General features: G+C 64.1%; 22 protein-coding genes and 1 rRNA gene. 5 read left to right on the plus strand and 18 right to left on the minus strand.

Annotation, left to right across the window (positions count from 1 at the left end):
* Positions 1–53: 53 nt before the first annotated feature.
* The 3 genes from AC6JAM_RS03855 to AC6JAM_RS03865 form a co-directional block, all read right to left on the minus strand.
* Positions 54–1,576 (minus strand): 16S ribosomal RNA (locus AC6JAM_RS03855).
* Positions 1,577–2,240: 664 nt separating this feature from the next.
* Entirely contained in the window at positions 2,241–2,975 is a 735-nt protein-coding gene (locus AC6JAM_RS03860) for an excalibur calcium-binding domain-containing protein (RefSeq protein WP_497934105.1), read from the minus strand.
* Between the two features lie 66 nt (positions 2,976–3,041).
* Entirely contained in the window at positions 3,042–4,442 is a 1,401-nt protein-coding gene (locus AC6JAM_RS03865) for a GmrSD restriction endonuclease domain-containing protein (protein WP_497934106.1), read from the minus strand.
* A gap of 278 nt (positions 4,443–4,720) precedes the next feature.
* Between AC6JAM_RS03865 and AC6JAM_RS03870 the strand changes: the two genes are divergently transcribed.
* On the plus strand, positions 4,721–5,113 hold the full coding sequence (locus AC6JAM_RS03870; protein WP_478222267.1) for a VOC family protein: 393 nt from the start codon (positions 4,721–4,723) through the stop codon (positions 5,111–5,113).
* Positions 5,114–5,153: 40 nt separating this feature from the next.
* On the opposite strand, the gene AC6JAM_RS03875 is transcribed toward AC6JAM_RS03870, so the two are convergent.
* The 4 genes from AC6JAM_RS03875 to AC6JAM_RS03890 are packed head-to-tail and all read right to left on the minus strand — an operon-like array spanning position 5,154 to position 9,089.
* Positions 5,154–6,179, minus strand: coding sequence for a LacI family DNA-binding transcriptional regulator (locus AC6JAM_RS03875; protein WP_018771323.1), 1,026 nt, complete (start codon positions 6,177–6,179; stop codon positions 5,154–5,156).
* Between the two features lie 36 nt (positions 6,180–6,215).
* Positions 6,216–6,947 (minus strand): cupin domain-containing protein, encoded by a 732-nt coding sequence (locus AC6JAM_RS03880; RefSeq protein WP_018771324.1) that lies wholly within the window; start codon positions 6,945–6,947, stop codon positions 6,216–6,218.
* 3 nt (positions 6,948–6,950) lie between these two features.
* Entirely contained in the window at positions 6,951–7,931 is a 981-nt protein-coding gene (locus tag AC6JAM_RS03885) for a DUF6807 domain-containing protein (RefSeq protein WP_478222268.1), read from the minus strand.
* Positions 7,932–7,955: 24 nt separating this feature from the next.
* Complete coding sequence (locus AC6JAM_RS03890; protein WP_497934108.1) at positions 7,956–9,089, minus strand: Gfo/Idh/MocA family protein; 1,134 nt, start codon at positions 9,087–9,089, stop codon at positions 7,956–7,958.
* A gap of 262 nt (positions 9,090–9,351) precedes the next feature.
* Between AC6JAM_RS03890 and AC6JAM_RS03895 the strand changes: the two genes are divergently transcribed.
* Positions 9,352–11,754, plus strand: coding sequence for a glycoside hydrolase family 3 N-terminal domain-containing protein (locus AC6JAM_RS03895; RefSeq protein WP_495635358.1), 2,403 nt, complete (start codon positions 9,352–9,354; stop codon positions 11,752–11,754).
* Between the two features lie 8 nt (positions 11,755–11,762).
* On the opposite strand, the gene AC6JAM_RS03900 is transcribed toward AC6JAM_RS03895, so the two are convergent.
* Positions 11,763–12,458: a helix-turn-helix transcriptional regulator gene (locus AC6JAM_RS03900; protein WP_497934109.1), complete on the minus strand. Its 696-nt coding sequence runs from the start codon at positions 12,456–12,458 to the stop codon at positions 11,763–11,765.
* A gap of 73 nt (positions 12,459–12,531) precedes the next feature.
* On the opposite strand from AC6JAM_RS03900, the gene AC6JAM_RS03905 reads away from it, so the two are divergent.
* The gene (locus AC6JAM_RS03905) at positions 12,532–13,272 is read left to right on the plus strand and encodes an alpha/beta fold hydrolase (protein ID WP_478222271.1); all 741 of its coding nucleotides are present in this window, start codon (positions 12,532–12,534) and stop codon (positions 13,270–13,272) included.
* A gap of 17 nt (positions 13,273–13,289) precedes the next feature.
* Here the strand turns inward: AC6JAM_RS03905 and AC6JAM_RS03910 are convergent, their stop codons facing one another.
* The 7 genes from AC6JAM_RS03910 to AC6JAM_RS03940 all read right to left on the minus strand — a co-directional run bounded on the left by AC6JAM_RS03910 (position 13,290) and on the right by AC6JAM_RS03940 (position 21,134).
* Positions 13,290–13,976 (minus strand): DUF624 domain-containing protein, encoded by a 687-nt coding sequence (locus tag AC6JAM_RS03910; RefSeq protein ID WP_134165941.1) that lies wholly within the window; start codon positions 13,974–13,976, stop codon positions 13,290–13,292.
* A gap of 49 nt (positions 13,977–14,025) precedes the next feature.
* On the minus strand, positions 14,026–15,660 hold the full coding sequence (locus AC6JAM_RS03915; protein ID WP_056389425.1) for an ABC transporter substrate-binding protein: 1,635 nt from the start codon (positions 15,658–15,660) through the stop codon (positions 14,026–14,028).
* 5 nt (positions 15,661–15,665) lie between these two features.
* On the minus strand, positions 15,666–16,535 hold the full coding sequence (locus AC6JAM_RS03920) for a carbohydrate ABC transporter permease (RefSeq protein ID WP_026266084.1): 870 nt from the start codon (positions 16,533–16,535) through the stop codon (positions 15,666–15,668).
* Between the two features lie 83 nt (positions 16,536–16,618).
* Positions 16,619–17,599 carry an ABC transporter permease gene (locus AC6JAM_RS03925; RefSeq protein WP_018771333.1) on the minus strand — a complete coding sequence of 327 codons (981 nt, stop codon included), beginning with the start codon at positions 17,597–17,599 and terminating at the stop codon, positions 16,619–16,621.
* 9 nt (positions 17,600–17,608) lie between these two features.
* Complete coding sequence (locus AC6JAM_RS03930) at positions 17,609–19,735, minus strand: beta-galactosidase (protein WP_497935899.1); 2,127 nt, start codon at positions 19,733–19,735, stop codon at positions 17,609–17,611.
* A gap of 230 nt (positions 19,736–19,965) precedes the next feature.
* Positions 19,966–20,568, minus strand: a complete 603-nt coding sequence (locus AC6JAM_RS03935; protein WP_497934110.1) for an SOUL family heme-binding protein — start codon at positions 20,566–20,568, stop codon at positions 19,966–19,968.
* A gap of 59 nt (positions 20,569–20,627) precedes the next feature.
* Complete coding sequence (locus AC6JAM_RS03940) at positions 20,628–21,134, minus strand: DUF3592 domain-containing protein (RefSeq protein ID WP_497934111.1); 507 nt, start codon at positions 21,132–21,134, stop codon at positions 20,628–20,630.
* A gap of 135 nt (positions 21,135–21,269) precedes the next feature.
* Between AC6JAM_RS03940 and AC6JAM_RS03945 the strand changes: the two genes are divergently transcribed.
* Positions 21,270–21,731 carry a MarR family winged helix-turn-helix transcriptional regulator gene (locus tag AC6JAM_RS03945; RefSeq protein ID WP_018771337.1) on the plus strand — a complete coding sequence of 154 codons (462 nt, stop codon included), beginning with the start codon at positions 21,270–21,272 and terminating at the stop codon, positions 21,729–21,731.
* Positions 21,728–22,984 carry an MFS transporter gene (locus AC6JAM_RS03950; RefSeq protein ID WP_497934112.1) on the plus strand — a complete coding sequence of 419 codons (1,257 nt, stop codon included), beginning with the start codon at positions 21,728–21,730 and terminating at the stop codon, positions 22,982–22,984. The genes AC6JAM_RS03945 and AC6JAM_RS03950 overlap by 4 nt, the downstream gene beginning before the upstream one ends.
* Positions 22,985–23,069: 85 nt before the next feature.
* Here the strand turns inward: AC6JAM_RS03950 and AC6JAM_RS03955 are convergent, their stop codons facing one another.
* The 3 genes from AC6JAM_RS03955 to AC6JAM_RS03965 form a co-directional block, all read right to left on the minus strand.
* Entirely contained in the window at positions 23,070–23,312 is a 243-nt protein-coding gene (locus tag AC6JAM_RS03955; RefSeq protein ID WP_497934113.1) for a hypothetical protein, read from the minus strand.
* A gap of 104 nt (positions 23,313–23,416) precedes the next feature.
* The gene (locus AC6JAM_RS03960; protein WP_497934114.1) at positions 23,417–23,767 is read right to left on the minus strand and encodes a cupin domain-containing protein; all 351 of its coding nucleotides are present in this window, start codon (positions 23,765–23,767) and stop codon (positions 23,417–23,419) included.
* A gap of 152 nt (positions 23,768–23,919) precedes the next feature.
* A complete protein-coding gene (locus tag AC6JAM_RS03965) occupies positions 23,920–24,309 on the minus strand; it encodes a VOC family protein (RefSeq protein WP_018771341.1) in 390 nt (129 codons plus the stop codon).
* Between the last annotated feature and the right edge of the window lie 10 nt (positions 24,310–24,319).

The raw sequence follows: 24,319 nt of genomic DNA on the forward strand, positions 1-24,319 counted from the left end.
CAACCCCCCACACCGGCATTCACCAGCACAGAAGAGTTGGAGGTGCTCCTTAGAAAGGAGGTGATCCAGCCGCACCTTCCGGTACGGCTACCTTGTTACGACTTAGTCCCAATCGCCAGTCCCACCTTCGACAGCTCCCTCCCACAAGGGGTTAGGCCACCGGCTTCGGGTGTTACCAACTTTCGTGACTTGACGGGCGGTGTGTACAAGGCCCGGGAACGTATTCACCGCAGCGTTGCTGATCTGCGATTACTAGCGACTCCGACTTCATGGGGTCGAGTTGCAGACCCCAATCCGAACTGAGACCGGCTTTTTGGGATTAGCTCCACCTCACAGTATCGCAACCCTTTGTACCGGCCATTGTAGCATGCGTGAAGCCCAAGACATAAGGGGCATGATGATTTGACGTCGTCCCCACCTTCCTCCGAGTTGACCCCGGCAGTCTCCTATGAGTCCCCACCATCACGTGCTGGCAACATAGAACGAGGGTTGCGCTCGTTGCGGGACTTAACCCAACATCTCACGACACGAGCTGACGACAACCATGCACCACCTGTAAACCAGCCCCAAAGGGGAAACCACATTTCTGCAGCGGTCCGGTTCATGTCAAGCCTTGGTAAGGTTCTTCGCGTTGCATCGAATTAATCCGCATGCTCCGCCGCTTGTGCGGGCCCCCGTCAATTCCTTTGAGTTTTAGCCTTGCGGCCGTACTCCCCAGGCGGGGCACTTAATGCGTTAGCTACGGCGCGGAAAACGTGGAATGTCCCCCACACCTAGTGCCCAACGTTTACGGCATGGACTACCAGGGTATCTAATCCTGTTCGCTCCCCATGCTTTCGCTCCTCAGCGTCAGTTAATGCCCAGAGACCTGCCTTCGCCATCGGTGTTCCTCCTGATATCTGCGCATTTCACCGCTACACCAGGAATTCCAGTCTCCCCTACATCACTCTAGTCTGCCCGTACCCACCGCAGATCCGGAGTTGAGCCCCGGACTTTCACGGCAGACGCGACAAACCGCCTACGAGCTCTTTACGCCCAATAATTCCGGATAACGCTTGCGCCCTACGTATTACCGCGGCTGCTGGCACGTAGTTAGCCGGCGCTTCTTCTGCAGGTACCGTCACTTACGCTTCTTCCCTACTGAAAGAGGTTTACAACCCGAAGGCCGTCATCCCTCACGCGGCGTCGCTGCATCAGGCTTTCGCCCATTGTGCAATATTCCCCACTGCTGCCTCCCGTAGGAGTCTGGGCCGTGTCTCAGTCCCAGTGTGGCCGGTCACCCTCTCAGGCCGGCTACCCGTCGTCGCCTTGGTAGGCCATTACCCCACCAACAAGCTGATAGGCCGCGAGTCCATCCAAAACCACAAAAGCTTTCCACCAACCACCATGCGATGGAAGGTCATATCCGGTATTAGACCCAGTTTCCCAGGCTTATCCCAGAGTCAAGGGCAGGTTACTCACGTGTTACTCACCCGTTCGCCACTAATCCACCAGCAAGCTGGCATCATCGTTCGACTTGCATGTGTTAAGCACGCCGCCAGCGTTCATCCTGAGCCAGGATCAAACTCTCCGTTGAAGTAAAACAAAAACAGACACAACCACAACCACCGGAAATAACGGCAGAAACAGCTGCACAAAATTTGAAACCAGCTAAAAACACCATGCACACCACGGGGTGGCGGCACAGCACAATCAACCAATTACATACATAATCGGTATCAACAAACTTGGCACACTATTGAGTTCTCAAACAACAGACACACCCGGCACCACCCAAACCAACGTCCAGGCTCGCTCCGGAGCAACTTTCCAAACTTACCCGGTTCCAACAAGCTTCGCAAATCAGCGTTACCGCGATCCACTCCACTCGAAAACCAGCCCCACCCGCGTCCGGCACGCCAAGAGGCGAACCATTTCCAGGCCGTTCAGTAAGGGGTTTTGCCGCTATCTTTCCGCTTCAGCGGCGGCGACTCAGAAAACAATACCCGCCCCCACACCCAACCGCAAATCGACCCCCTAGCGGGTGAAGATCCGCGGAATCCCGGGGCAGGAGCGGCCATGCGGGGCACCCGCCGGCCTCCCGCCGTCGTAATTCCCTGGTGTGTGCTGCCGCACATGCTGTCTGGCCTCCCCCATCTCCGGCCCCGAGCGCAATTCCCTCGGTTGGGCCTTAAAGCCACGAGCCGCGGATACCTCCGGAAAGGAGGATCCGCGGCTCGTCTTAGCACTGCCCCGCCTGGCTAACGCTCGCAGGCGACGCCGTCGCCGTCGCGGTCAAGGGAAGAGCTGTACCCCGCCTGTCCCCTGTACAAAGGCGCCGCACCCGCGGCCTTGGCTGCAGTGCAATTGGCGTAGTAGGCAGCTGCCGGAGCCTGCACGGGGGCTGGTGCGGCAGGAACTGCCACAGGAGCAGGTGCGGGAGCCTGCGCGGCCTGCTTGGCAGCTGCATCCCGCGCAGCCTGGTCGGCGGCAGCCTTCGCAGCGGCTGCCTGATCGGCGGCGGCCTTGTCGGCAGCGGCTTTCTCAGCGGCCGCCTTCGCAGCAGCAGCCGCCTTCTCGGCCGCGGCCTTGTCAGCTGCCGCCTTGTCGGCCGCAGCCTTCTCCGCCGCAATATCGTCAAGGCTCTTGACGCCGAGATGCACCGTGGACCCCTTGTCAGCCTTTGCACCGTTGGCTGGGTCCTGGGTGGTCACCTGCCAGTTGCTCTTGACCATGATCGACTTGCCGTGGGCCGTGTCCTTGGCATCAACTTCAAACCCAAGGTCTTTCAGCTGGTCCGTGGCCTTGTCCAGGGCCAAACCCGTCACGGACGGAACGGTGACGGTCTCGATCGTTTGCGCAACAGAGGTTGCGGCTGCTGCAGGCTGCGTCGCCGCCTGCTTGCCGCCGCAGCCCGTCAGCATGAGGCCGGCAAGCACAGCCAGAGCCAGCGTCTTCTTCAACCTGCCGGCGGCAGGCATGGGACTTGTTTTCATGATTCCCCCTAGGAATGCGTGTGATGGTGTTGAAATCGTGTCCGGAGAGTCCGGACAAGAACGGGCCTACTCGCAGGCGATGCCGTCGGAGTCGCGGTCCAGTGCGGACCGGTAGCCGGCCTGGCCGGCGTAGAGCGGCGCAGCTCCCGCAGCCCTCGCCGCAGTGCAGTTGGCGTAGTAGACGGCGGCAGGTGCCGGTGCGGCGGGAGCAGGTGCGGGTGCAGCCGGCGCAGGTGCCGCCGGGACAACGGGCGCGGGCGCCGGAGCGACCGGTGCCGGTGCGGGGGCAACCGCCGCCGGAGCAGGAGCCGGGGCAGGAGCAGCCGCGGCAGGCGCCGGTTCAGCCACCGCCGGTGCGGGAGCCGGGGACTGTTGGCTGGTCGGAGCCAACTGTCCGGAGCAGTCACCGAGGATGCGGGCCATCGCGTCGTGCTCCGCCTGTGTCACCCACAGCCCATATGTCGCCTTCACCGAGATCTGCCGGGCCACATACTCACACCGGAAGGGCTTGTTCGGGGGCAGCCAGGTGGCCGCGTCGCCGTCGCCCTTTTGCTGGTTGGTGGGGCCGTCCGTTGCCTGGAGATTCAGCGGATCATTCGCGAACGCCGTCCGCTGCTCGGTGGTCAACTGCTGCGCGCCCTTCTGCCACGCGTCGCTCAGCGCCACCACATGGTCGATCTGCACGACAGTGCTGGTCCCCGAGCCACGGACAAAACTGATGGTCTTGCCCGTGTAGGGATCCGCCAGGGTCCCTGTCTGGACTTTGCAGGGAACACTGTTCGTGTAAGTGATGCCGGTGAGGTCCCGCCGGAGGATGTCGTTGCGGGTATCGCAGCCATTGCGGTCCACGTCCAGCCACGCCTGGCCGAACTGCGCCCGGTCATACCCCGTTTTGGGCGCCCGGCCCTTGATGGAAAGGGTGGCCAACAGATCGACCGCCTTTGTGGCGTAGGCCGGCTGCGCGTTGGGGGCGGTGGCGGTAACGCCGGCGGCAAGGACGGCCGGGTTCTCCGGGTCCAGCGGCTCACCAGTGCTGTCAGCGGTGGGAGTGGGCGTGGACGACGGCGAAGCCGTGGCTGTGGCGGTTGGGCTCGCTTTGGCGGACGCCACCTTGGCGGTGCTCTCCGAGGAGGCTGCCTCCAGGTCTGCGCTGGCAACGTGCGGCAAGGCGACGGCCCCGCCGATGAAGAGGGCGAGGGACGCGGCGATCGCGATGGCGCCGGCCTTGCGTTGCGCCGGGAGCCAGGCCCAGGAGCGCCGCCCTGTAAGCAGGACATAAAGGCCGGTGAGTGCGGTTGAAATGCCCAGGAAAATCAGGGCTCCGCCCACTCCGCCGCTCAGCGCGCCCAAAAGCATGAACAGTGCAGTGATGCCGGCAACAATAAACGTTGAAATGCGTGGTTTCCGCGGCGGCGTCGGTGCCGCCGCAGGTGGAACAAACCCGAAAAGGGTGTCGTGGTCGGGCATTCTTTCCCCATTTTCACGGGGTCCCCATATGGGTCCCCCACATTTGGCGGGCCTGCTGCTAAGCCCGACAAACTCATCGGCATGAGCCTATGGTCCAACTGAAACCGAAAACGGGCGTCCTGCGCGTCCTCGGCCAACATTCAGCAAGTCTTGATCGGACCTTGAGGAAAGCCCGACGCAATACCGTGTGAGTGCTTCATAATTCGCGGTTTCGCGTGGCTAAACCCGTCTGTTCGGCTCCCATTCCCTTGCGTGAGCCGCAAAGATAGAGTGGCCGGATGCAGATGCGTCTTGAGGTTGTCCAGGTCCCGGTTTCCGACGTCGACAGGTCGAAAGCGTTCTATACCGAAAAACTTGGCTTCGTCCTGGACCACGACGTGGAACACATTCCGGGCATGAGGGTGGTCCAGCTGACTCCCCCGGGTTCGCCCACATCAGTAGTCATCGGCACCGGGATGACCGCCATGAGGCCGGGCAGCCTGGAGGGACTGCAACTGGTGGTTCCGGACATCACCGAGGTCCGGGCCGAACTGGTCAGGCGGGGCGCGGACATCAGCGAAATCCAGGACCTGGGCGGCGTCCTGTTCGCCTACTTCAGCGATCCCGACGGCAACCGCTGGGTGATGCAGGGCCAGACCCCTGCGGACATCCGGGACGCGCACAAACCCTAAAAGAAGCTGCTAAAAGGGAGCGGGCGTCGGAGGGTGCGGACTACTTTTTAGCCGGCGGGGCAGTGGAACCCCGGACCACCAGCTCGGTGCCGAGCTCGATCCGCTGCGGCAGTTCCTCGTCACCATCCAGATGCCGGAGCAGGGCGCGCATGGCAGTTTCGGCCATCTGCACTACCGGCTGCCGGATCGTGGTCAGCCCCGGCTCGATCCACTCGGCCGCCGGAATGTCGTCAAACCCAATGACGGACAAGTCTTCGGGAATGCGGAGCCCGGCGGAACGCGCAGCCCGGTACGCACCCAAGGCCTGGTCGTCGTTGCCGGTGAAGATCGCCGTCGGACGGTCCGACAACTCCAGCAGCTTGCGGGTTGCAGCCTCGCCCGCTTCGATGGAAAAGTCGCCGGGAACCATCAACGCCGTGTCCAGGGCTATGCCCGCGCGGCGCAGTGCCGAGATGTAGCCATCCTCGCGGGCGCTGCTGCACTGCAGGTCCTCGCGGCCGCCGATCATGGCGATCCGCTTATGCCCCAACTGCAAAAGGTGTTCCGTGGCCGAATAGCCACCCTCCCAGTTCGCCGCCCCCACTGTCATCAGGTCCGGGCCAGGCTGGCCCACAGGATCGATCAGCACCACAGGTATCCCCAAGGACTTGATCCGCTGGATTTGCTTGGCATCCAACTGGTAGACGGCCATGAGCAGCCCATCCGATTTCCGCTCCGCGAGGTTGGCCAGCCACGGCCGGATGCGCGAGCCGTCCAGGCTCAGGCTGCTGACCACAGTCCCGTAGCCGGCGTCCTGTGCCACACGTTCTACGCCCTCGATGATCTCCAGGGCCCATTCCGAGCCCAGCCCCGGAAACACCAGGTCCACCAGGCCGGCCTTTTGCCTGCGTTTGGCAGGGCGGCGCGCATAATCGCGCCGGGCAATGATCTCCTCCACCCGGGCACGCGTCTCTGCCGCCACGTGCGCGTGCCCGTTCAGCACCTTGGACACGGTGGGAACCGAGACCCCGGCTTCACGGGCAATCTCACTGATCGTCGCGCGCCTGGTGTCCTGCTTGCTCACCACGGAAACCGCCCTCTCACCCGGGTCACGCGCCCGGTGCTATGTATCGGAAAGTTCCCACGTCTGGATCCGGCCACACATGCCGTAAATTCTGCGGTTTTCCCGTTTTCCCATCGTAGTTCGCGCACCGGACAGATAGATACTTTCTGCCGTGTCCAGAGAGGCCAGCTGCTGCCGGGTGACTTCCGCCTGGCGGGCAGCTCCCTCCGCCAGAACGTCTGCCCAGGCGCTGGTCCTGTCCGAGACCAGACGGGCAGCGGCAGCATGGAAGTCGGCCAGTGCTGCCGGACCGGAAACCAGCACGGCTTGCTTAAGCGCAAAGTAACCTTCCAGGGCCAAATCACGACGGCGGCGCGCGGCGTGCTCGCCCGCGTCCGGCCCAGCGTCGGCGTCCTTGTGTTCCAGCGCCGCTGCGCTCCGGTACTTTTCCGCGTGCGCAAGGTACTCGGGCGGAAATGTCATCACGGCGTCGCCGTGTTCGGGCAGCCCGGCATTCTGCATGACTACAAGGACCTTCAGGTCACCCGAATCATTGATGGCGCGATGCACGGTGCCGGGGGTAAACCAAAGCACCACCCCAGGCGCCAACGGTGTCGAGGTGAAGCCGCGCGAGTCAAGTGTCTCCAGCCTGCCGATTCCCTGGAGCACCACGTACGCCTCCGTGGAAGCGGTGTGCACGTGCGGCGACCCGCCGGCTGCACCGTCGGCGCCCGGCCAGTCGTAGATGCTGATTTCGGAGAGCCCAGTGGCGCCTGGAAACGTTGAGGCCATCCGTTACGCCCAATCGCGAAGCGCTGCTTGCGCAGCATCCGCCAGCGCCTGGGCGCGTTCGGCGTCCACACCGCCATCGGCAATCACCACGGCGTAGCGGTAGGTAAGCGGCGCACCTTCAGGGAGGGGCACCTCCTCGCTGAAGAAGGGGGCTGAGCCCAAGCACGCGAACATGGACGACCTGGCAAACCACTGGTTGGGTGCACCGGGGTTATTTCCGTCCTCCACGAACGCGATGGTGGAGGCCCGGCAGGTGACGTCATGCGTACCGGTGAAGGCGATCCACGGCGAGCGGGTGCCCATGAATTCGTCCGTACCCGCATCCTCCTGGTTGCGGAACACGCCGCCTGTAAAGGACCTGGGGCCGCGCCAAAAGAGGCCACCATATCCGGCGTTGTGCCGGCCTTCCGTAGTGGGGCTGCCGATGCGGATCTCTTCGCCGGAGATATTGCTCATCCTGGTCTCAAAGAGGATGGCGTATGCCCCCTCGGTTTCGCTGTTCTCCGTAGCAGCGTCTTCCACCAACCGGAGGCTGAACCGGCGGCTCTCCGCAATGACCGGTTCCCCTTCCTGCGAGGTCCAGGTCAGGGATTCCGACGCCGTGATGCCGGGGCCGGATTGGTCGATGCCCGTGAAGGATCCGTGGGTCATGGCACCATTGTTATCCAGGTTGGCGTACTCCGTGGCGCGTGTGTAGGTGGCTCCGCCCCAGAAATTGTGCTTGCCCACGTTGGGCAGCGCCCAGGAAAGTCCCTTATGCCAGACGTGGTCCCACGGGCGGGAAATTGTCACCTCGTCCCCGCCCAGGGTGGTCAGCGGATGGAAGAACGGCCGCGGACTCTCGTACTGGTCGTCCGTGGGCTTGTAGGTATAGGTGGCGATAGGCCTGCCTTTGGCTGTGAAGGTGAGGGCCGCTCCATCGTCGTGGAAACTGAGTGATGCCGCGGACACAGCGGAAAGGGACGCTGCTGTGGGGGTGGTCATGGTGGTGCCTCCTTGGGTATGGGCTCAGACGCTGGTGGCTTTGAGGGCGGTCAGGTTGAAGGCTGTCTCCTCGAGGACTTTCGCGCCCAGCCCTTCGCCGTCCATGCCCCCGTAGAAGGGGTGGCCGGTGACGATCTCGCCGCGGTGCACGGATTTTCCGGTAAAGGCGGAGGCGTAGAGGGCGGCAGCGAACTCCAGAGTTTGCCGTGCGGAGTCTGCCCCGGCCGGAAGAGGGCGGCCGGCGTCGAGCGCGCCATACATGGCCAGGAACTGGGCCGCGTGTCCGCTTCCCTGATCCAAGGGCTCGCCGTTCCACGCTGTTCCTACCTGGTCCTCGTGGCCGGGCGATGCCGTAATGGTCCAGTTGTCCGTGCTGTAGCCGTAGAGGTGGCTCAGCTCCACAGTGGCAAATTCACAGTCGATTCGGATGTCCGAGGTTTCCCGCGGCGAGAGCAGCGAGTTGATAATGGTGGCCACGGCTCCGTTACTGAACCGGACCAGGGCGGCGGACAAGTCTTCAGTGGAAGTAGGCCGTGCCTGCCGGCTGGCGATGGCGGTGATTTCCTCCCACGGACCCAGCAGGTGCAACAGCAAATCGAACTGGTGAATGCCGTGACCCATGGTGGGCCCGCCGCCCTCGGCTTCCCAGGTTCCGCGCCAGGGAAGTTCCCAGTAGCTGTCCGGCCGGTACCAGAGGGTGTCGCACCGGGCCACCAGGGGACGGCCGAAGTCACCGCCGTCAATCAGCCGGCGGGCCGCGGCTGCCGCATCCCCGAACCGGTGCTGGAAGACGCAAGAGAACTGGGCGCCGCCCTTTGCCTGGGCGGTCTCCAGCCGGTCGAAGTCAGCGAGGCTTAGCGCCGGGGGTTTTTCGGAGAGGACATGGACGCCTGCTTCGAGGCATTCGATGGCCTGGCCGATGTGGAACATGGGCGGCGTGCAGAGGTGGACAATGTCCGGTTTGGCCTCTGCCAGAAGATCGGCCAGGCTCAGGTACGTACCAGGGATGCTGTGCTTCTCCGCGAAGGCATCCAGCCGGCCCTGGTCCACGTCGCATGCCGCCACCAGCTCCGCCCTGCCGTTTGTCCGGGCCAGGTTGTCAGCATGGACCGCCGCGATCCCGCCGGTTCCCACGATGGCCACTCTGTACGTCCGCATGTTTTCTCCGTCGTTGCAGTGATGTAGGTAGCGCCCCAGGGCTTCGAAGTGGTCCGAAGTGCCTCCGGGCGCCTGGTCCCAAAGTCAATGGAAAGTTTCTATTCCATTCACGAAGTTTCGTGGGTTCCGTCGCAGACTTATCCCACGCCCGTTGTCAACCGTAGGAGGATGATCTTTGAAGAGTCAATGCTTTAGGACCTAGAAAGTAAACAATAGTTTCTGATAGTTTCTTAGAAACTTCCTACGATCCCAGGAGACGCCCGTGACCAGCGGTGCCGCCGAAAAGCAAGCCATCACCTCCCCGGCCGCCGGCAACGGCTCCCGTGACGCCGTCGAACGCCTCTCCATTGATGAGCTGGTGCGGCACATGACCCTGGAAGAGAAGCTGGCCCAACTGGCAGGTGTGTGGGTTAATGCGTCCACGGACGGAGACTCCGTAGCGCCGCTGCAGAATGAGATGGCCGGCGACGCGCGCTCCTGGGAGGAGATGATTGCCTCCGGACTGGGGCAGATCACCCGCATGTACGGCACGGTGCCCTTGGAGCCTCTCGAGGGCGCCCGGCGGCTGGCCGCGGCGCAGGAACAGATCATGGCGGCCTCACGCTTCCGCATTCCGGCGCAGGTCCATGAGGAATGCCTCGCCGGCTTGGCTGCGTGGAAGGCCACGGCTTTCCCCGTCCCCCTGGCGTGGGGCGCGACCTTTAACCCTCCGCTGATCCGGCGGATGGCGGGTCTCATTGGTGGGCAGATGCGGGCACTCGGCGTCCACCAGGGGCTGGCTCCCGTGCTGGACGTTGTGCGGGACCTGCGCTGGGGCAGGGTGGAGGAGACCATCGGCGAGGACCCCTACCTGGTGGGCACGGTAGCCAGCGCCTACGTCTCCGGGCTGGAAGGGTCCGGAATCGTGGCCACGCTCAAGCACTTCGTTGGCTACTCTGCGTCCCGCGCCGGACGCAACCATGCACCGGTGTCCATGGGCCCGCGCGAGTTGGCGGACGTGATGCTGCCCCCGTTCGAAATGGCGCTTAAACACGGCGGAGCCCGCTCCGTGATGCATGCGTACACGGACACCGACGGCATTCCTGCAGCCGCCAACCGCGCACTGCTGACCTCGCTGCTGCGCGACGAGTGGGGCTTCGCCGGCACCGTGGTTGCCGACTACTTCGGCATCGCCTTCCTGCATGTCACCCACGGCGTTGCCGCCGATTCCGGCGATGCAGCCGCCTTGGCACTCAGAGCGGGCGTTGACGTGGAGTTGCCTACAGTGAACTGCTATGGCACGCCCCTGCTTGAGCGCGTGCGCTCCGGCGAGGTCCCCGAATCCCTGGTGGACACTGCCCTTCGCCGGGTGCTGCGGCAGAAGCAGGAGGCCGGGCTGCTCGCGCCGGATTTTGACCCCGCACCCCCGGTCCTCAGCGCCGGAGCCGTCGACCTGGATCCAGCCGGGAACCGGGCTTTGGCCCGCGAGATCGCCGCCCAGTCATTGGTGCTGCTGACCAACGGGATGCACGACGGCGGCGCCAGCCTCCCGCTGCCCGTTACGGCGTTGGCCTCGCTTGGCGTGGTGGGGCCCCTGGCAGAGGATCCATTCGCAATGCTGGGCTGCTACTCATTTGACGCGCATGTGGGCGCATCACACCCGGACGTTCCCATGGGTGTTTACGTTCCCACCGTGGCCTCGGCAGGCAGAAACCGTTTCGGATCGCTGCGCAGCGCTGCGACCGGCACCTGCGAGGCCATCACGGACGAACAGATCGCGGAGGCCTGCCGGACTGCCGCGTCGGTGGACACCTGCGTAATCGTGGTGGGCGACAACGCCGGCCTCTTCGGCCGCGGCACCTCCGGGGAAGGCAACGACGCAGCTGACCTTCAGTTGCCCGGGGACCAGCACCGCATGCTCGACCAGGTGCTCACCGCGGCCGAGGCCGCCGGAACGCGCACCGTCGTCGTGGTCCTCAGCGGCCGGCCTTACGCCCTGGGCGACTTCGCGGACCGGGCCGGGGCGATCGTCCAGGGCTTCTTTCCCGGCGAAGAGGGCGCGGAGGCGCTCTGGGACATCCTGACAGGGGCCGTCAACCCGTCCGGCAAACTGCCCGTTTCCGTACCCCGAACTTCCGGCGGACAACCCGGCACCTACCTGCACAGCCGCCTGGCCGGGCCGTCCGGCGTCAGCGCGCTGGACCCCTCGCCACTGTTCAGCTTTGGGCACGGCCTGTCTTACACGACCTTCGACTTTTCCTGCCACTCGGCCAGTGCGGACGCCATGTCCACCGCGGATGCCGTCACCGTGGGATGCACCGTGACCAATACCGGCCCCGTTGACGGCGCCGAAGTGGTGCAGCTGTACCTCGAGGACCCGGTGGGCGAGGTGGTGCGGCCCCTCCGCGAACTGATTGGCTACGCCCGGGTGGACCTTGCCGCCGGCGCATCGGCGAGGGTCGAGTTCACGGTGCACGCCGACCGGACGTCCTTCACAGGGGTGGATCTGAAGCGGGTGGTGACGCCGGGCCTGGTGAAGCTGCACGTGTCGACCTCCAGCAGCCGGGACACCCACAGCCACGAACTCATCCTGCAGGGCGGCCGCCGCGTCGTGGGTTTTGACCGGGACATGCTGACACCGGCAACGGTGGCGCCGCTCCGGGCGTGTACTGACCCGAGAGGTTGATTGAGGACTCACCCCCGGCCGTGCACCGGCCTGGCGTTTGCCGGGGGTTCCCCAACCTCATGGATGCCATGGCCACTGCAGGCCGTCTTGGTGACGCTGGCCCGCTCGATTCGCGAAACGGTGAACCACCGCATGGCGTTGCGCAGCCGGCACCACCCAACCAGGTACCACTGGCCGTTGGTGGCTGCGAACAGCACCGGCTCGACGTCGCGGGTGGTGGTGGTCCCGTCCCCGGATGTGTAGCGAAGGCGAATCACGCGCTGCTCGGCCATCCCCTCCTCCAGTACCGACTTGATGGCCCGCGACGAGGAGGGAAGGGCGTTGACCCAGACACGGTGGGCCAATGCGTCGGCTCGTGCCCGTGTTTTGGGATCGAGGACATCCATGATCTTCCGGACACCTGCTGCTGCCAGATCGGCGTAGGGGGCATCCGACGCAGCGGACACCGCTGCCATGAGCGCCACGGCCTGCGCCGGGGACAGGCTGACTGGCGGCAGGGACCCGCCTGCAGCCAACCCATAGCCACCGCCCGGACCTGGGCGGGACCATACCGGCGCACCGCTGTTCTCCAACGCATCGAGGTCCCTCTTGATGGTGCGAACAGATACCTCAAGTTCTGCAGCCAGCCGTTCGGCAGAAACCCCCTGCCTGCCGCTGCGGCGCAATATCTCGGAGAGGGCATGGAGCCGTTCGACCCGCTTCACCGTTCAAGCCCGGGCAGATTCATGACATAAATAGTGACACACCCTTGTCCAAGGCGGCTGCGAGGCTATTGGCATGACAACTACTGCAAGCCGTCCCGTCATCATTCTCATCGCCGGCCACTGGCTGGGCGCCTGGGCGTGGGATGAAGTGCTGGAACACCTGGCAACCGACCAATCCCGCGCCGTCGCGATGACGCTGCCCGGTCTCGACGGGGACGATCCCGGGCGTGCGGCAAAGACCCTCGACGACCAGGCCGCGGCGGTCCTGGACGTCATCAGCCAACTCGGGGCCTCTGGGGACCACCCCGCCACTCTCGTCGCCCACAGCGGGGCAAACGCCCCCGTCAGCCTCGTCCTGGACCGACACCCTGAGCTTGTCCATCGAGTGGTGTGGGTCGACTCCGGCCCTGTGGCACCGGGAAGCGCCTTCGGCCCGGGCATCCCGGAGGAGTTGGCGGAGCTTCCGCTGCCGCCCTTCGATGTCCTGGCCCAGCAGGCGAGCCTCGACGGCCTGAGCCCAAAAGTCCTCGAGCGTTTTCGGGCCCGGGCTGTCCCTGAACCCGGCCCTGTGCTTCGTCAGGCCGTCGAGCTCACGAACGATGCCCGCCACAAGGTCCGGACCACCCTGGTGTGCTGCTCGATCCCGGGCGCGCAGGTGCTGGAGCTCGCCCGCTCCGGGCATGCCATGTTTGCCGAAGTGGCGAACATTGAACACCTCGACGTCATCGACCTCCCAACGGGGCATTGGCCCATGTGGAGCCGTCCCCGCGACCTCGCCGGGGCCATCCAGTCAGCGGCTTCCCGAACCAGCTGAACTGCACCCATGACCGGTCAGGCGGCGGTGAATTTCTCCTCAACCAGCGCCAGCAGCGGCCGGGAGTTCAGGCACACCAGAAACACTACGGTGCCGGCGAGAACCGGCAGCAGGTACGCAGTGGTCACCAGCAGCAGGGTTCCCGCGACGAACAGGATCCCGGCGTTGCCCAGTGAAACCCGCTTCCGGGCACTGAAGCTGTACAGGGAGAGCCGGTAGAGGTCCCGGGTCCGGAACGAAAACCTGGACAGCAGCAGCAAAGCATTCAGGCCGGCGGTGGCCACGAGCACTGCGAGGAGCAGCATCGCCGGCCTGAGCGCGGGCGTGGCCGGGTTGCCCGGATGCAGCGAGGACAGCCCGGCCAGGTTGACCGCGATGACGGCCAGAACCAAAAGGTACGGCACCCAAACCTGCAGGGCCTGCCCCAGATTCATCCGGTACCCGCGGACGAAGTCCTGGTAAACCCCGCCCTCATGGCCGGCGGCCATTCGGTTGAATGCGTACATGCACGCCACCAGGGCCGGCCCCGCCGGAACGAGTGCCACCACAAGGGGCCAGGCCCCCGCGATGGGTGCCGCCACCAGGGCCGGCAGCAGCAGGATATTGGCCAGCCCCAGGAGGACCGAGCCCATCATCACGCCCGCAACGGTACCGGCCGCCCTGAACAGGGGGCCGGCTCCGTACTCCGCCTTCTTCTGAACCACTGACTGCCTTTCGGTCACCGCGGAAGGCCCGCGGCCGCCGTCGTACGCCCTACTTCTTTTCGGCGTATGCCTTGTAGGCCTTGTTGGCCAACTCTACGTATTTGCCCATGCCCTTGCTGTCCAGCTCTTTGACGTAGGCGTCGAACTCCGAGAGGCTGCGCTGGCCGGTGATGAACTTCAAGGTGTTCTGCTTGACGTGGTCCTTCAGTGGCGTGAGAGTCAGGGTGGCTTGCTCCCGGTCGGTGTCGCTGAACGGGACGGGCGGGGCAACGGGCCTGGGCTTCTTGCTCTTCATGGCCTTTTGGAAGGCCAGCTCTTCCTCATTGAAGGTGGACTGGAGCAGGTCCGTGGTGCCCCCGTAGGCGAAGTTACCGCCGGAGAAGCCGTAATCCACGCGCAGGTCTTTGGTGCCGCCCGGATTCAGGCCCTGGAAGTTGATGTCCTTGGCCAGGATGCGTTTGCCGCCTTCCTTGTTGTAGGTGGTGCCCTGCACCCCCCACTTGGCGAACTCCTGGCCTTCGTCGCTGTAGAACAGCCAGTCGATGTACTGCATCAGCGCCACGAAGCTGTCCTTGTCCTTCACGGACGCGTTCAGCATGATGCCGTTTTCCAGCCGGGAACCGCCAATGACATCGCCTGCGGGGCCGCCGGGAACCGTGATCTTTCGGACGGCGAAGTTGCCCTTCCCCAGAGACTGCTCCATTGACGTGCGGTACGTGATGATGTTTTGGGAGTTGGCGCTGATCACAAACGACTTGCCCGAGGTGAACTTCTGGATGGCCGAATCATCGGTCTGCGTGAAGCTTTCCGGATCCATCAGCCCCTCCGAAACCAAGGAGTTGAAGTAGGTCACAAGATCCTTGAACTGGCCGCTGCCGGCACCGAAGGCGAACTCCTTCTTGCCTTCATCGAACGTCAGTCCGTCCACCAGGCCCCAGCCTGCCACGGTGCCAAAGGCGGTGCCGGCAATGTTCAGCACGCTGTTGCCGTTGAACCGGTCGGAAAAGGGCACCACATCGGGATGGTTCTTCTTGAGTTTGCGCAGCACCTCCCGGAACTCGTCCCATGTCTTGGGCTCCGCGATCCCGTCCTTCTCCAGCACGTCGGTCCGGAACGCCAGCGTGTAGTCCGGCCAGAGTTCCTCGTGCAGACCGGGCAGGACGTAGTACTTGCCGTCCTCCTGGGTGAGGCCTGCAATCTCAGGCTCCAGCTTCCACTTCTTGATCTTGTCCTGGTAGTGCGGCATGAGGTCCACGTAGTCGCTGACGGGAAGGACGGCGCCGGAGGATACATACGCGCTCTCCTGCCCCGGGTAGGTCTTGGCAATTATCTCCGGGGCCTTGCCGGAACTGATCAACAGGCTGCGCTTCTGCTCGTAGTCGCTGCTGGGAACGATGGTCGGTTCCAGGGTGACGTTGTTGTCGCTGGCCATCTTGGAGAACAGGAGCCAGTCCTTCTTGTATGGATAGGTGGGCTGATCGCTGAACAGGAAGGTGAAGCTCAGCGGCGCCGTCGCCTTGAACGTGTCCCCAACCCCAAAGCTGTCCATCGCACCATTGCGGGCCTTTGAGGTATCGGCCTTGCTGCCGGAGTCAGAGTCACATCCCGCCATCACCAGGCCGAAGGCTGCGAGCGCGGACAGGCCGAGGAAATCTCGTCTGCGGATCATGGGTTTTCCTTTCATAAGGGTTATTCCTTGACGGAGCCGAGCATGACGCCCGAAAAGAAGTACTTCTGGACAAAGGGGTAGACGCAGAGGATGGGGATCACGGTCAGGACGATGGTGACGGACTGGATGTTCGCGGCAATCTGGCCCACGTTCTCCGCGGTACCGCCGGCGGAGCCTGCCGTGGTGACGCCGGCAATCATGTTGCGAAGGTAGATGGTCACCGGGAACAGATCGGGGTTGTCCAGGTACAGGAACGCCTGGAACCAGGAGTTCCAGTTGGCTACTGCGTAAAACAGGACCATGGTGGCAACGATTGCCTTGCTCAGCGGCAGGACCACCTTGAAAAGCACCCCGTACTGGGTAAGTCCGTCAATGGCGGCCGCTTCCTCCAGTTCACGCGGCATGTTCTCGAAGAACGACTTCATGATGAGCAGGTTGAAGACGCTGATGGCGTTGGGCAGCACTACGGCCCATAAGGTGTCCCGCATTCCAAGCGAGGTGATGAGCACATAGTTGGGGATCAGGCCGCCATTGAAGAACATGGTGAACACCGCGATGCCGATGAACAGGCTGCGCCCTTTCAGGTCCTTCCTCGCGATGGCATACGCGAAGCTTGTGGTCAGCACCATGGAGATAGCCGTGGCCACCACGGTGTACAGAATCGTGTTGCCGTAGTTCCGCCAAAAGACCGAGTCGGCCAGGATCAGCTGGTAAGTCTCGGTGTTGAAGCCCATGGGGAACAGGTTGACCTTGCCGGCGTTAATGAATCCTTCGCTTGAGAAGCTCTGCGCCAGGATGTTCAGGAACGGATACAAGGTCAGGAACACCACCACCAGCAGGAAGGCCAGGTTCACCACCCGGAACAGCCGCATGCTGCGTGAAACCTTCATGTCCTTGACCAGGACACCTGTGTCCTTTGGTGCTGCTTTCGCGCCGGGTTCTTTCACGGCTGTCCCTTTCACAGTTGTCCCCTTCACCACAGGCTCGTTCCGGCGAGCCGCTTGGATATGGCGTTGGCGGAGAGAATCAGCGTGAGGCCGATGACGGATTCGAACATGCCGATCGCCGCCGCGTAGCTGAAGTTCGACGATTCAAGGCCCACCCGGTACAGGTAGGTGGAGATGACATCCGAGGTCTGGTAGTTCAGCGGGTTGTAGATCAGTAGGATCTTTTCGAAGCCCACGGCCATGAACGTGCCGATGTTGAGGATCAGCAGTGTGATGATGGTGGGCCGGATGGCCGGCAGGGTCACATGCCAGGTCTGCTGCCAGCGGTTGGCGCCATCGATCCGGGCTGCCTCGTACAGCGATTCGTCCACCCGGGTCAGGGCGGCCAGGTAGAGGATGGCTCCCCACCCCATGGTCTGCCACACCTCGGAGCTAATGTACATGGGCCGGAACCACGCGGCGTCCTGGGTGAAGTTAACCGTGGTGCCGAACAGCGAGTTGGCAATTTGGTTTACGGTGCCTGTCATGGAGAAGTTCTGCAGGATCATGCCGGCGATGATCACCACGGACATGAAGTGCGGCAGGTAGGCCACGGTCTGGACGAACTTCTTGAACTTCTGCGAACGCAGTTCGTTCAGCATCAGCGCGAAGATGATGGGCATCGGGAAGCAGAACAGCAGTGTCAGCACGCCCAGGATGATGGTGTTCTGGAACGCTTGCCAAAAGCTGGGATCGTTGATGAAGAGGGTGACGTATTTCAGGCCCACCCATTTCTCGCCGAAGATGCTGCCGCCGGGCTGGAACTGCCGGAACGCGATCACGTTGCCTGCCATGGGCAGGTACCGGAAGATGGCGAAGTAGGCCAGCGGCAACAGCACCAGGGTGTAGAGCCGCCAGTCCCGCCTGAAGGCCAGCTTCCAGCCTCCGGGTTTGTTCCGCGGTTTTTCAGTTCGCGCATCGGCGTCCGTGGGGACCGCCTCGGGAGGTACTTCCAATCGCATGGCCATGACTGCCTCCTACCGGCCCGTTTCTGCGGTTGAGTCTTTAGTGGGTATTTCCTCCAGCACCAGCACGCCGTTGGCGGCGAGCTCCACCGTGCCGGTGACATTGGCTCCGGTGAGCTGGTCTGTGCCGCCCTGCCCCACGTCCACCCTGGCGGGTGCATCGTTGTGGTTCAGGACCAGCAGGTAGCTGCGTCCGTTGCCGGCACGACGGCGGACCTGCACTCCCAGCGGCGCGTCCAGTTCCGCGCGGATTCCCGCAGCGGCACGTTCAGTTGAGAGCAGTTCCGCAAGGAAGGAGCTGTCCACCCTGGCCGACAGGTACACGGCAGTGCCGGCGCCGAAGCTGTTGCGGGTGACGGCGGGCGAGCCTTCCAGCCGGCCGGAGGCATAGCTCGCAACAACGTCAGCCGTGGTGGTGTGCAGGTGCTCGGTCCAGTAATCGGCTGAGGCCGTACCGCCGTCGGCCGTTGAAAGCTTGACTGCCTCGCCCTCCCCGGCCAGCGGATGCATCTCCTCGCTCCACACTCCCAGGACGTTGCGCAGCGCGCCCGGGTAGCCGCCCAGGAGGATGGTGTTGTCCTGGTCCACGATGCCGGAGAGGTAGCTGGCCACCAGATGCCCGCCGCGGGCCACATAGTCCTCGATGTTCCCGGCGGCCTGGTCGGTGAGCAGGTACGACGCCGGCAGGACCACCATGCCGTACTGGCTGAGGTCGCTGGTGGTGTTCACGAAGTCCACGGATATGTTGGCGTCGAAGAAGGGGCGGTAGAGGCGGAGGACTTCCTGGGCGTAGTTCAGGTCCGAGCGCGGGGAGTTCCCCAGTTCCAGGGCCCACCAGCAGTCCCAGTCGAAGACCAGCGCGACCTTGGCGCTGGAGCGTGTGCCGGTGAGGCCGGCCAGGCCCTTGAGTTCCTGGCCCAGTTCACAAACTTCCCGGAAAATGCGCGTATTGGGCCCGGCGTGGTTGACCATGCCGGAGTGGAAGCGTTCGGTGCCGCCCCTGGCCTGGCGCCACTGGAAGAAGAGGATGGAATCGGCGCCCTGCGCGATGGCCTGGTAGGAGCCAAGCCTCATTTTGCCGGGCAGCTTGGAGACGTTGACGGACCACTGGCTGACGGCGCCGGTAGCCTGTTCCATCACCAGCCATGGCTGGCCGCGGCGGAGCGAGCGCATCAGGTCGAAGTTGAGCGCCGCGGCCACGTGGGCGTCTTCCTCGCGCGGGTCCGGGTAGATGTCCAGGGCCGCGGCGTCCTCCTCAGCAGCCCAGGCCCAGTAATCGTTGTTCTTGTAGAAGCGCATGAAGTTGGTGACAATCGGCAGATCTGGCGTGTACCGGCGCAGGATGTCCCGCTCGGCCTTGTAGTGCTCCAGCATGCTGTCCGAAGTGAACCGGTGGTAATCAAGGCGGCGGGACGGGTTGGACCACGTGCGCGGCTGGGCGGGTGCGTTCACCTGTGACCAGTCGGAGTAGCGCTGTCCCCATACGTCGGTGCTCCATGCCTGGTTCAGGTTCTCCAGGTCGCCGTATTTTTCCTGCAGCCATGCCCGGAAGGCGCGGTCGGCGTACGGGCCGTACGAGACCGGTCCGTACTCGTTGTTTACATGCCACATGCGCAGGGCCGGGTGGGCAGCGTAGCGCTCCCCCATCTTCTCTGCCATGGCCAGCGATTTTTCCCGGTAAGCAGGATGGGAGACGTCGAAGTGCTGTCGGGAGCCGAAGCCGAACGTAGAGCCGTCGGCCAGGACGGGCAGGATGTCCGGGTGCTGGGCGATCAACCAGGCCGGCGGGACGGCGTCCGGAGTGGCCAGGTCCACGCCGATGCCGTTCCGGTGCAGCAGGTCCATCACCTCGTCCAGCCAGCCAAAGTCGTAAAGACCGTCGGCTGTCTCGAGCCGGCTCCAGGAAAAGACGGCCAGGGTAACCAGGTTGACGCCCGCTTGCTTCATGAGCCGGACATCCTGGTCCCACACCTCGCGTGGCCACTGTTCGGGGTTGTAGTCACCCCCGTAGGCGATGCCGCCCAGACGTTCGTGCAGGCGTTTGAAGCGGTGTTCGGAGGTGCTGGTGCTGTGCTCGCGGGTCATCATCGTCCTTTTGTTGGCATCATGGCCGCGGGCTCCCACCAGTGCGACCTGCATCACAGTGAGAAACTATCGTAAAGTTTCAGCAATAACAACAGAAAACGGAAAGTGGGAGGAGACTCCGCGCCCCCTGCAACCATCCATAAGGGCAGCAATACCCAGAGAATGGGGCAGCGGAGTGCGGACTGGCCATCCGTTATGCGTGGTTGCCCGAATAGGGATCTTTCCGGGCAGGCAGGAAAGTATCGGGTGGGGAGGGGGAAAGAAACCTACAGCATTGCTTCCAGCTAAGCGCCCGGTGCCGTTCCACCCGCCTGGGGTTCCAGGACATCCTGGACAACCTCATTGTGGCGCAGGAACCACGGCTTGAACGGCGGGTCGAAGCGGGCGAATCTCGGCGTCCCCACGGGAGTCAGCCCGGCCAGGGTGAGCGAAGCCTGCAGGCCGTCGTTGCGCTTCTGGAAAGCCGATGCCGAACCGCTGCCGGAGAATCCCAGCACTGCGGCAAGGGAACCTGGCACCGCGCGGATCCTGACCATGGGATGGGCAGGGACCGGAGCGCCGTCAGCTGTCACGCCGGACGGAAGGACGAACGCCACCAAATATTCGGCAGGCTCCCCCGACCCCGGCACCGGACCGGACTGGAGTACGGGGGTGGTCATTGCCAGTTTCCGGGGCCCTGGTTCCTGGAGCACCGGAGCGGTCATGGCCAGTTTCTGCCGGGCATTATTGCTGCCGCTGATGTAGTTGAAGAGATGCCGGAAGGCGGCATTGCCGGCGCGGTCAAAATCCGCGGTGACCGTCACTTCGGCCACCACGTAGTCCGGATACCGGCGCAGCTCGAAATGCGGATAGCGCCGGATCAATTCAAAGGGCTGCTGCTCGGTCATGGTGGACCGAGCCTACGCCCGCCGAGCCGCAGCGGCCAGACCCAAGAGCCGTGACAGTCTCAGACCACGTGGTTTGTGGCGGGTTTCCGGAATTTGGCACGGAGGGCCGCGGTGCCAACCCCAAGGCAGAGCAGCAGTCCCAGTCCGCCGAAGATGACGGTCAGTACAATGCCCACGCCACGGAACCACACACCGTCGCTCTCATAGCCCAGCACAACGGCCCTGGCCGGGTCATTTTCGGCATAGACCGCCGTGGCTTCGCTGCCGACGACGGGATGCTGGTCGTGGTCAACGGCCGCGAACGTCCTGTGGGGCAGCCCGTCCGCCGCCGTGAATTCAACCTGCATCCTGCGCGAGGAGGCTTTGGTGACGTCCTTGAAGTGGACAATCGTTCCGGTGGCCTGTGTCCCGGTCCGCGCAAGCTCCTCGTCGGCGTTGATCATGAAACTGCCCACGCCAATCAGGATCGGGCCCAGGCAGATGACCAGGACGGCCACCGCAAGGTTCGCTTTTCCTTTCCACGACAACGCGGATTTGCGCTTTACATCAGCTCTGCCCCCAGTCACGCCTCCTATTCTGCCGGAGCATGTCACCAAACCCACACCGCAGGCTGTTGCCCATTGATAAGCAAGCAGACCATAATAGTTAGCAGAACTAATTAGCACTGCTAAGGAACGTCAGCAGGAGGCGCACCCGCATACATGTCACCCACCCAAACGAAGAACACAGCAACCGCAGACCCCACCACGCCCGATACCCTCGCCATCGAGCTCCGCACCGCCGTGATGCGTACTTCACGCCGGCTCCGCGTTGAGGCAACGGGCGACATCATCACCCCCGGGCAATACACAGTCCTGGCCCTGCTGAACGGCAGCGGCCCCAGCACGCTCCGGGCACTTGCCGAGAGTGAGCACGTCCAGGCGCCGTCCATGACCAGGATCGTCAACGCGCTCGCCGACCAGGGCTTCGTCACCAGGAGCGCAGACCCCGACGACGGGCGGCAGGTCCGCGTGGACATCACGGATGCGGGAAGGACGGTCCTCGCCGAGGCACGGAGCCAGCGGACGGCCTGGCTGGCCCAGCGCGTGGCCGGGCTCAGCGAGGACGACAGGCTTACCCTCAGCCGGGCGGCCCGCATCATGCAGGAAATGAGCGGCAAATGAGCGCGATGTTCCGGGCCCTCGAAAACCCCAACTACCGCATCTGGGCCAGCGGTGCGATCGTTTCCAACATCGGCACCTGGATGCAGCGCGTGGCCCAGGACTGGCTGGTCCTGACCGTTCTCACCGACCACTCAGGCGCCGCCGTCGGCCTCACCACGGGCCTGCAGTTTTTGCCCATGCTGCTGTTCGGCCCTTACGGCGGAGTCCTGGCTGACCGGTACCGGAAGCGCATTATCCTCATGTGGACGCAGTTGGCCATGGCATCCACCGGCCTCGCCATCGGCCTCCTGGTGGTGACCGGCACCGCCCAACTGTGGCATGCGTACGTGGCGGCCTTCTGCCTGGGCGTTGCCAGTGCCGTGGACGCACCGGCGCGCCAGGCCTTCGTCTCGGAACTGGTGGGGCAGGAGAACATCTCCAATGCGGTGGCCCTGAATTCCGCCTCCTTCAACACCGCCCGGCTCACAGGCCCCGCGATCGCGGGGGTGCTCATCGCCTGGGCAGGAACGGGCCCGGTGTTCCTGCTCAACGCGGCGAGCTTCGCGGCCGTCCTGGTCTCGCTGTTCAGGATCCGCATTACCCAGCCCGCCCCGGTGGCAAAGGGCGAGCGGAACAAGCACCAGGTGGTTGAGGGCATCCGCTACGTGCGCCGAAGGCCGGACTTGATGCTGATCATGGTCCTGGTGGGCGTCCTGGGCGCGTTCGGCATGAACTTTCCCGTCATCAACTCGCTGATGGCCACCACCGAATTCCGCATGGGCCCGGGTGAATTCGGGCTTCTCGGTTCCATCATGGCGGTGGGCACCCTGGCCGGCGCCCTCCTGGCGGCCCGCAGGTCCCGTCCTCGGCTGAGGTTCCTGCTGGGCGGGGCGCTGGGCCTGGGTGTCTTCACCATCCTGGGCAGCGTCGCGCCGTCTTTCTGGGCCTACGCTGCCCTCCTCATTCCCGTGGGGCTGGCGTCCATCACGTTCCTGAACAGCTGCAATACCAGCATCCAGCTGTCCGTGGAGCCACAGTTCCGCGGTCGCGTGCTGGCCCTGTACCTGGCCATCCTGCAGGGCGGCACCGCCCTGGGTTCACCGCTGGTCGGTTGGATCGGGAGCCAGTTCGGCGCCCGCTGGTCCGTGGCCGCAGGCGGGATCGTGGTGCTGCTGGCGGGTGTCGCAGCCGTCATCGCGGTAACCAGGCGGAACCGGCTCACCCTCCGCGCCGCCCTGCGGCTGGCGCTGGGGCGGCGCCAGCCCGCCGTTTGAATTGGCTGGCGGGGGAAGGAACAGACGGCTTATTTGGGCCGTGGGCCGGTCCCCCAATGTCACACGTTACCGACCCACGGCAGTCTTAGTCCCCCGGAGCGGGCGGGAGGGCCAGCCGGCGCGTGAGTTCGTCGTCGACGAGGCATCGGAGAGCGGACGCGTGGTCCGGTTCGGTGGAGGAATCTTGGCCGACGAGCGCGTGGCGCAGCAGGAGCAGGTCGGCGGCCGGGACGAGCGGCCAGCGCCGGAAGGCATGGAACACCCTGCCCTGTGAGCTGGTGCCGGGACGGATCCTCCCGGAAGGTGGCTGGTCAGCAGCGGCGTCCATCAGTGGCTCCCATGAGTAACTTGCCAGCTGACTGCTCAACCACGGGTATGCACAAGATACCCAGAACACGGCGGATAAGCCACCGGTTTTTACAACACGTGGACTTATGACGGAAGCTTGGTGACGATATCCACGGAGATTTCCACCGCCGGGACCGTCCCCCTGTTCTCCAGCCAGTGGGTGGTGTTCCGGTCCTCCGGCCAGCCCACTCCGGGCCCATAGTCCGTGGCGGCGCCGTCGCGGTGGTCGGTGATGGTTCCCTGCAGGATGAAGACGGTTCCGGGTCGCCCCACATGGTCATGGAGGGGCCCGAAGACCCCGCCGGGGTCGATCGTCACCCTCCGCATCCGCAGCTGCCGGCCTTCCATCCCGTCAATCTCACCGTCAAGGTCTACGGCCGCCAGCAACTCCACCGAGACGCCTTTTGTCTCCGGAACCATGTCTTCCGCGCCCATTCCCGCGCCTTCCTTTCAGGCCGCTTACGACGGCGGCGCCGGCCTGCCGCTGCCACGCACCCGGGTGCGGGTGCTCTGGGCGGCACGTGCCGGCGTCGTACTTATGGCTTTGCTGCCAGGTGATTGAGTATGCGCCTGTGCAAGGCGGATGGCTACGTGACGGGGATCGAGGAAATGTTCAGGATGTTGCCCTCGCTGTCGAGGAACCACGCACCCTTGCCCATGCCTTCCATCGTTGCGATGCCGTTCTCGGTCTTGAGTCCCGGCATGTCGTACTCCTCAAAGACGACGCCGCGGCCCCGCAGTTCCTCCACTTCCTTTTCGACGTCATCGACGCCCCAGGACATCTGGGTGTTCTTGGCGGAACCGGCGTTGTCCGTCTGGTAGAGCAGGAAGCCCGTTCCCTTGCCGCAGCGGTAGATAAGGTTGTCGTTTTCGACCGTCTGGACCGGCTCCAGTCCCAACTTGTCCCGGTAAAACTCCCGTGCCCGGTCAATATCCTTGGCCGGCAGCACAGCCATGATTTCCCTATCCTTGAGCATGACAATTCTC

It is taken from the genome of Arthrobacter sp. GmRoot5-12 (genome assembly GCF_059739365.1).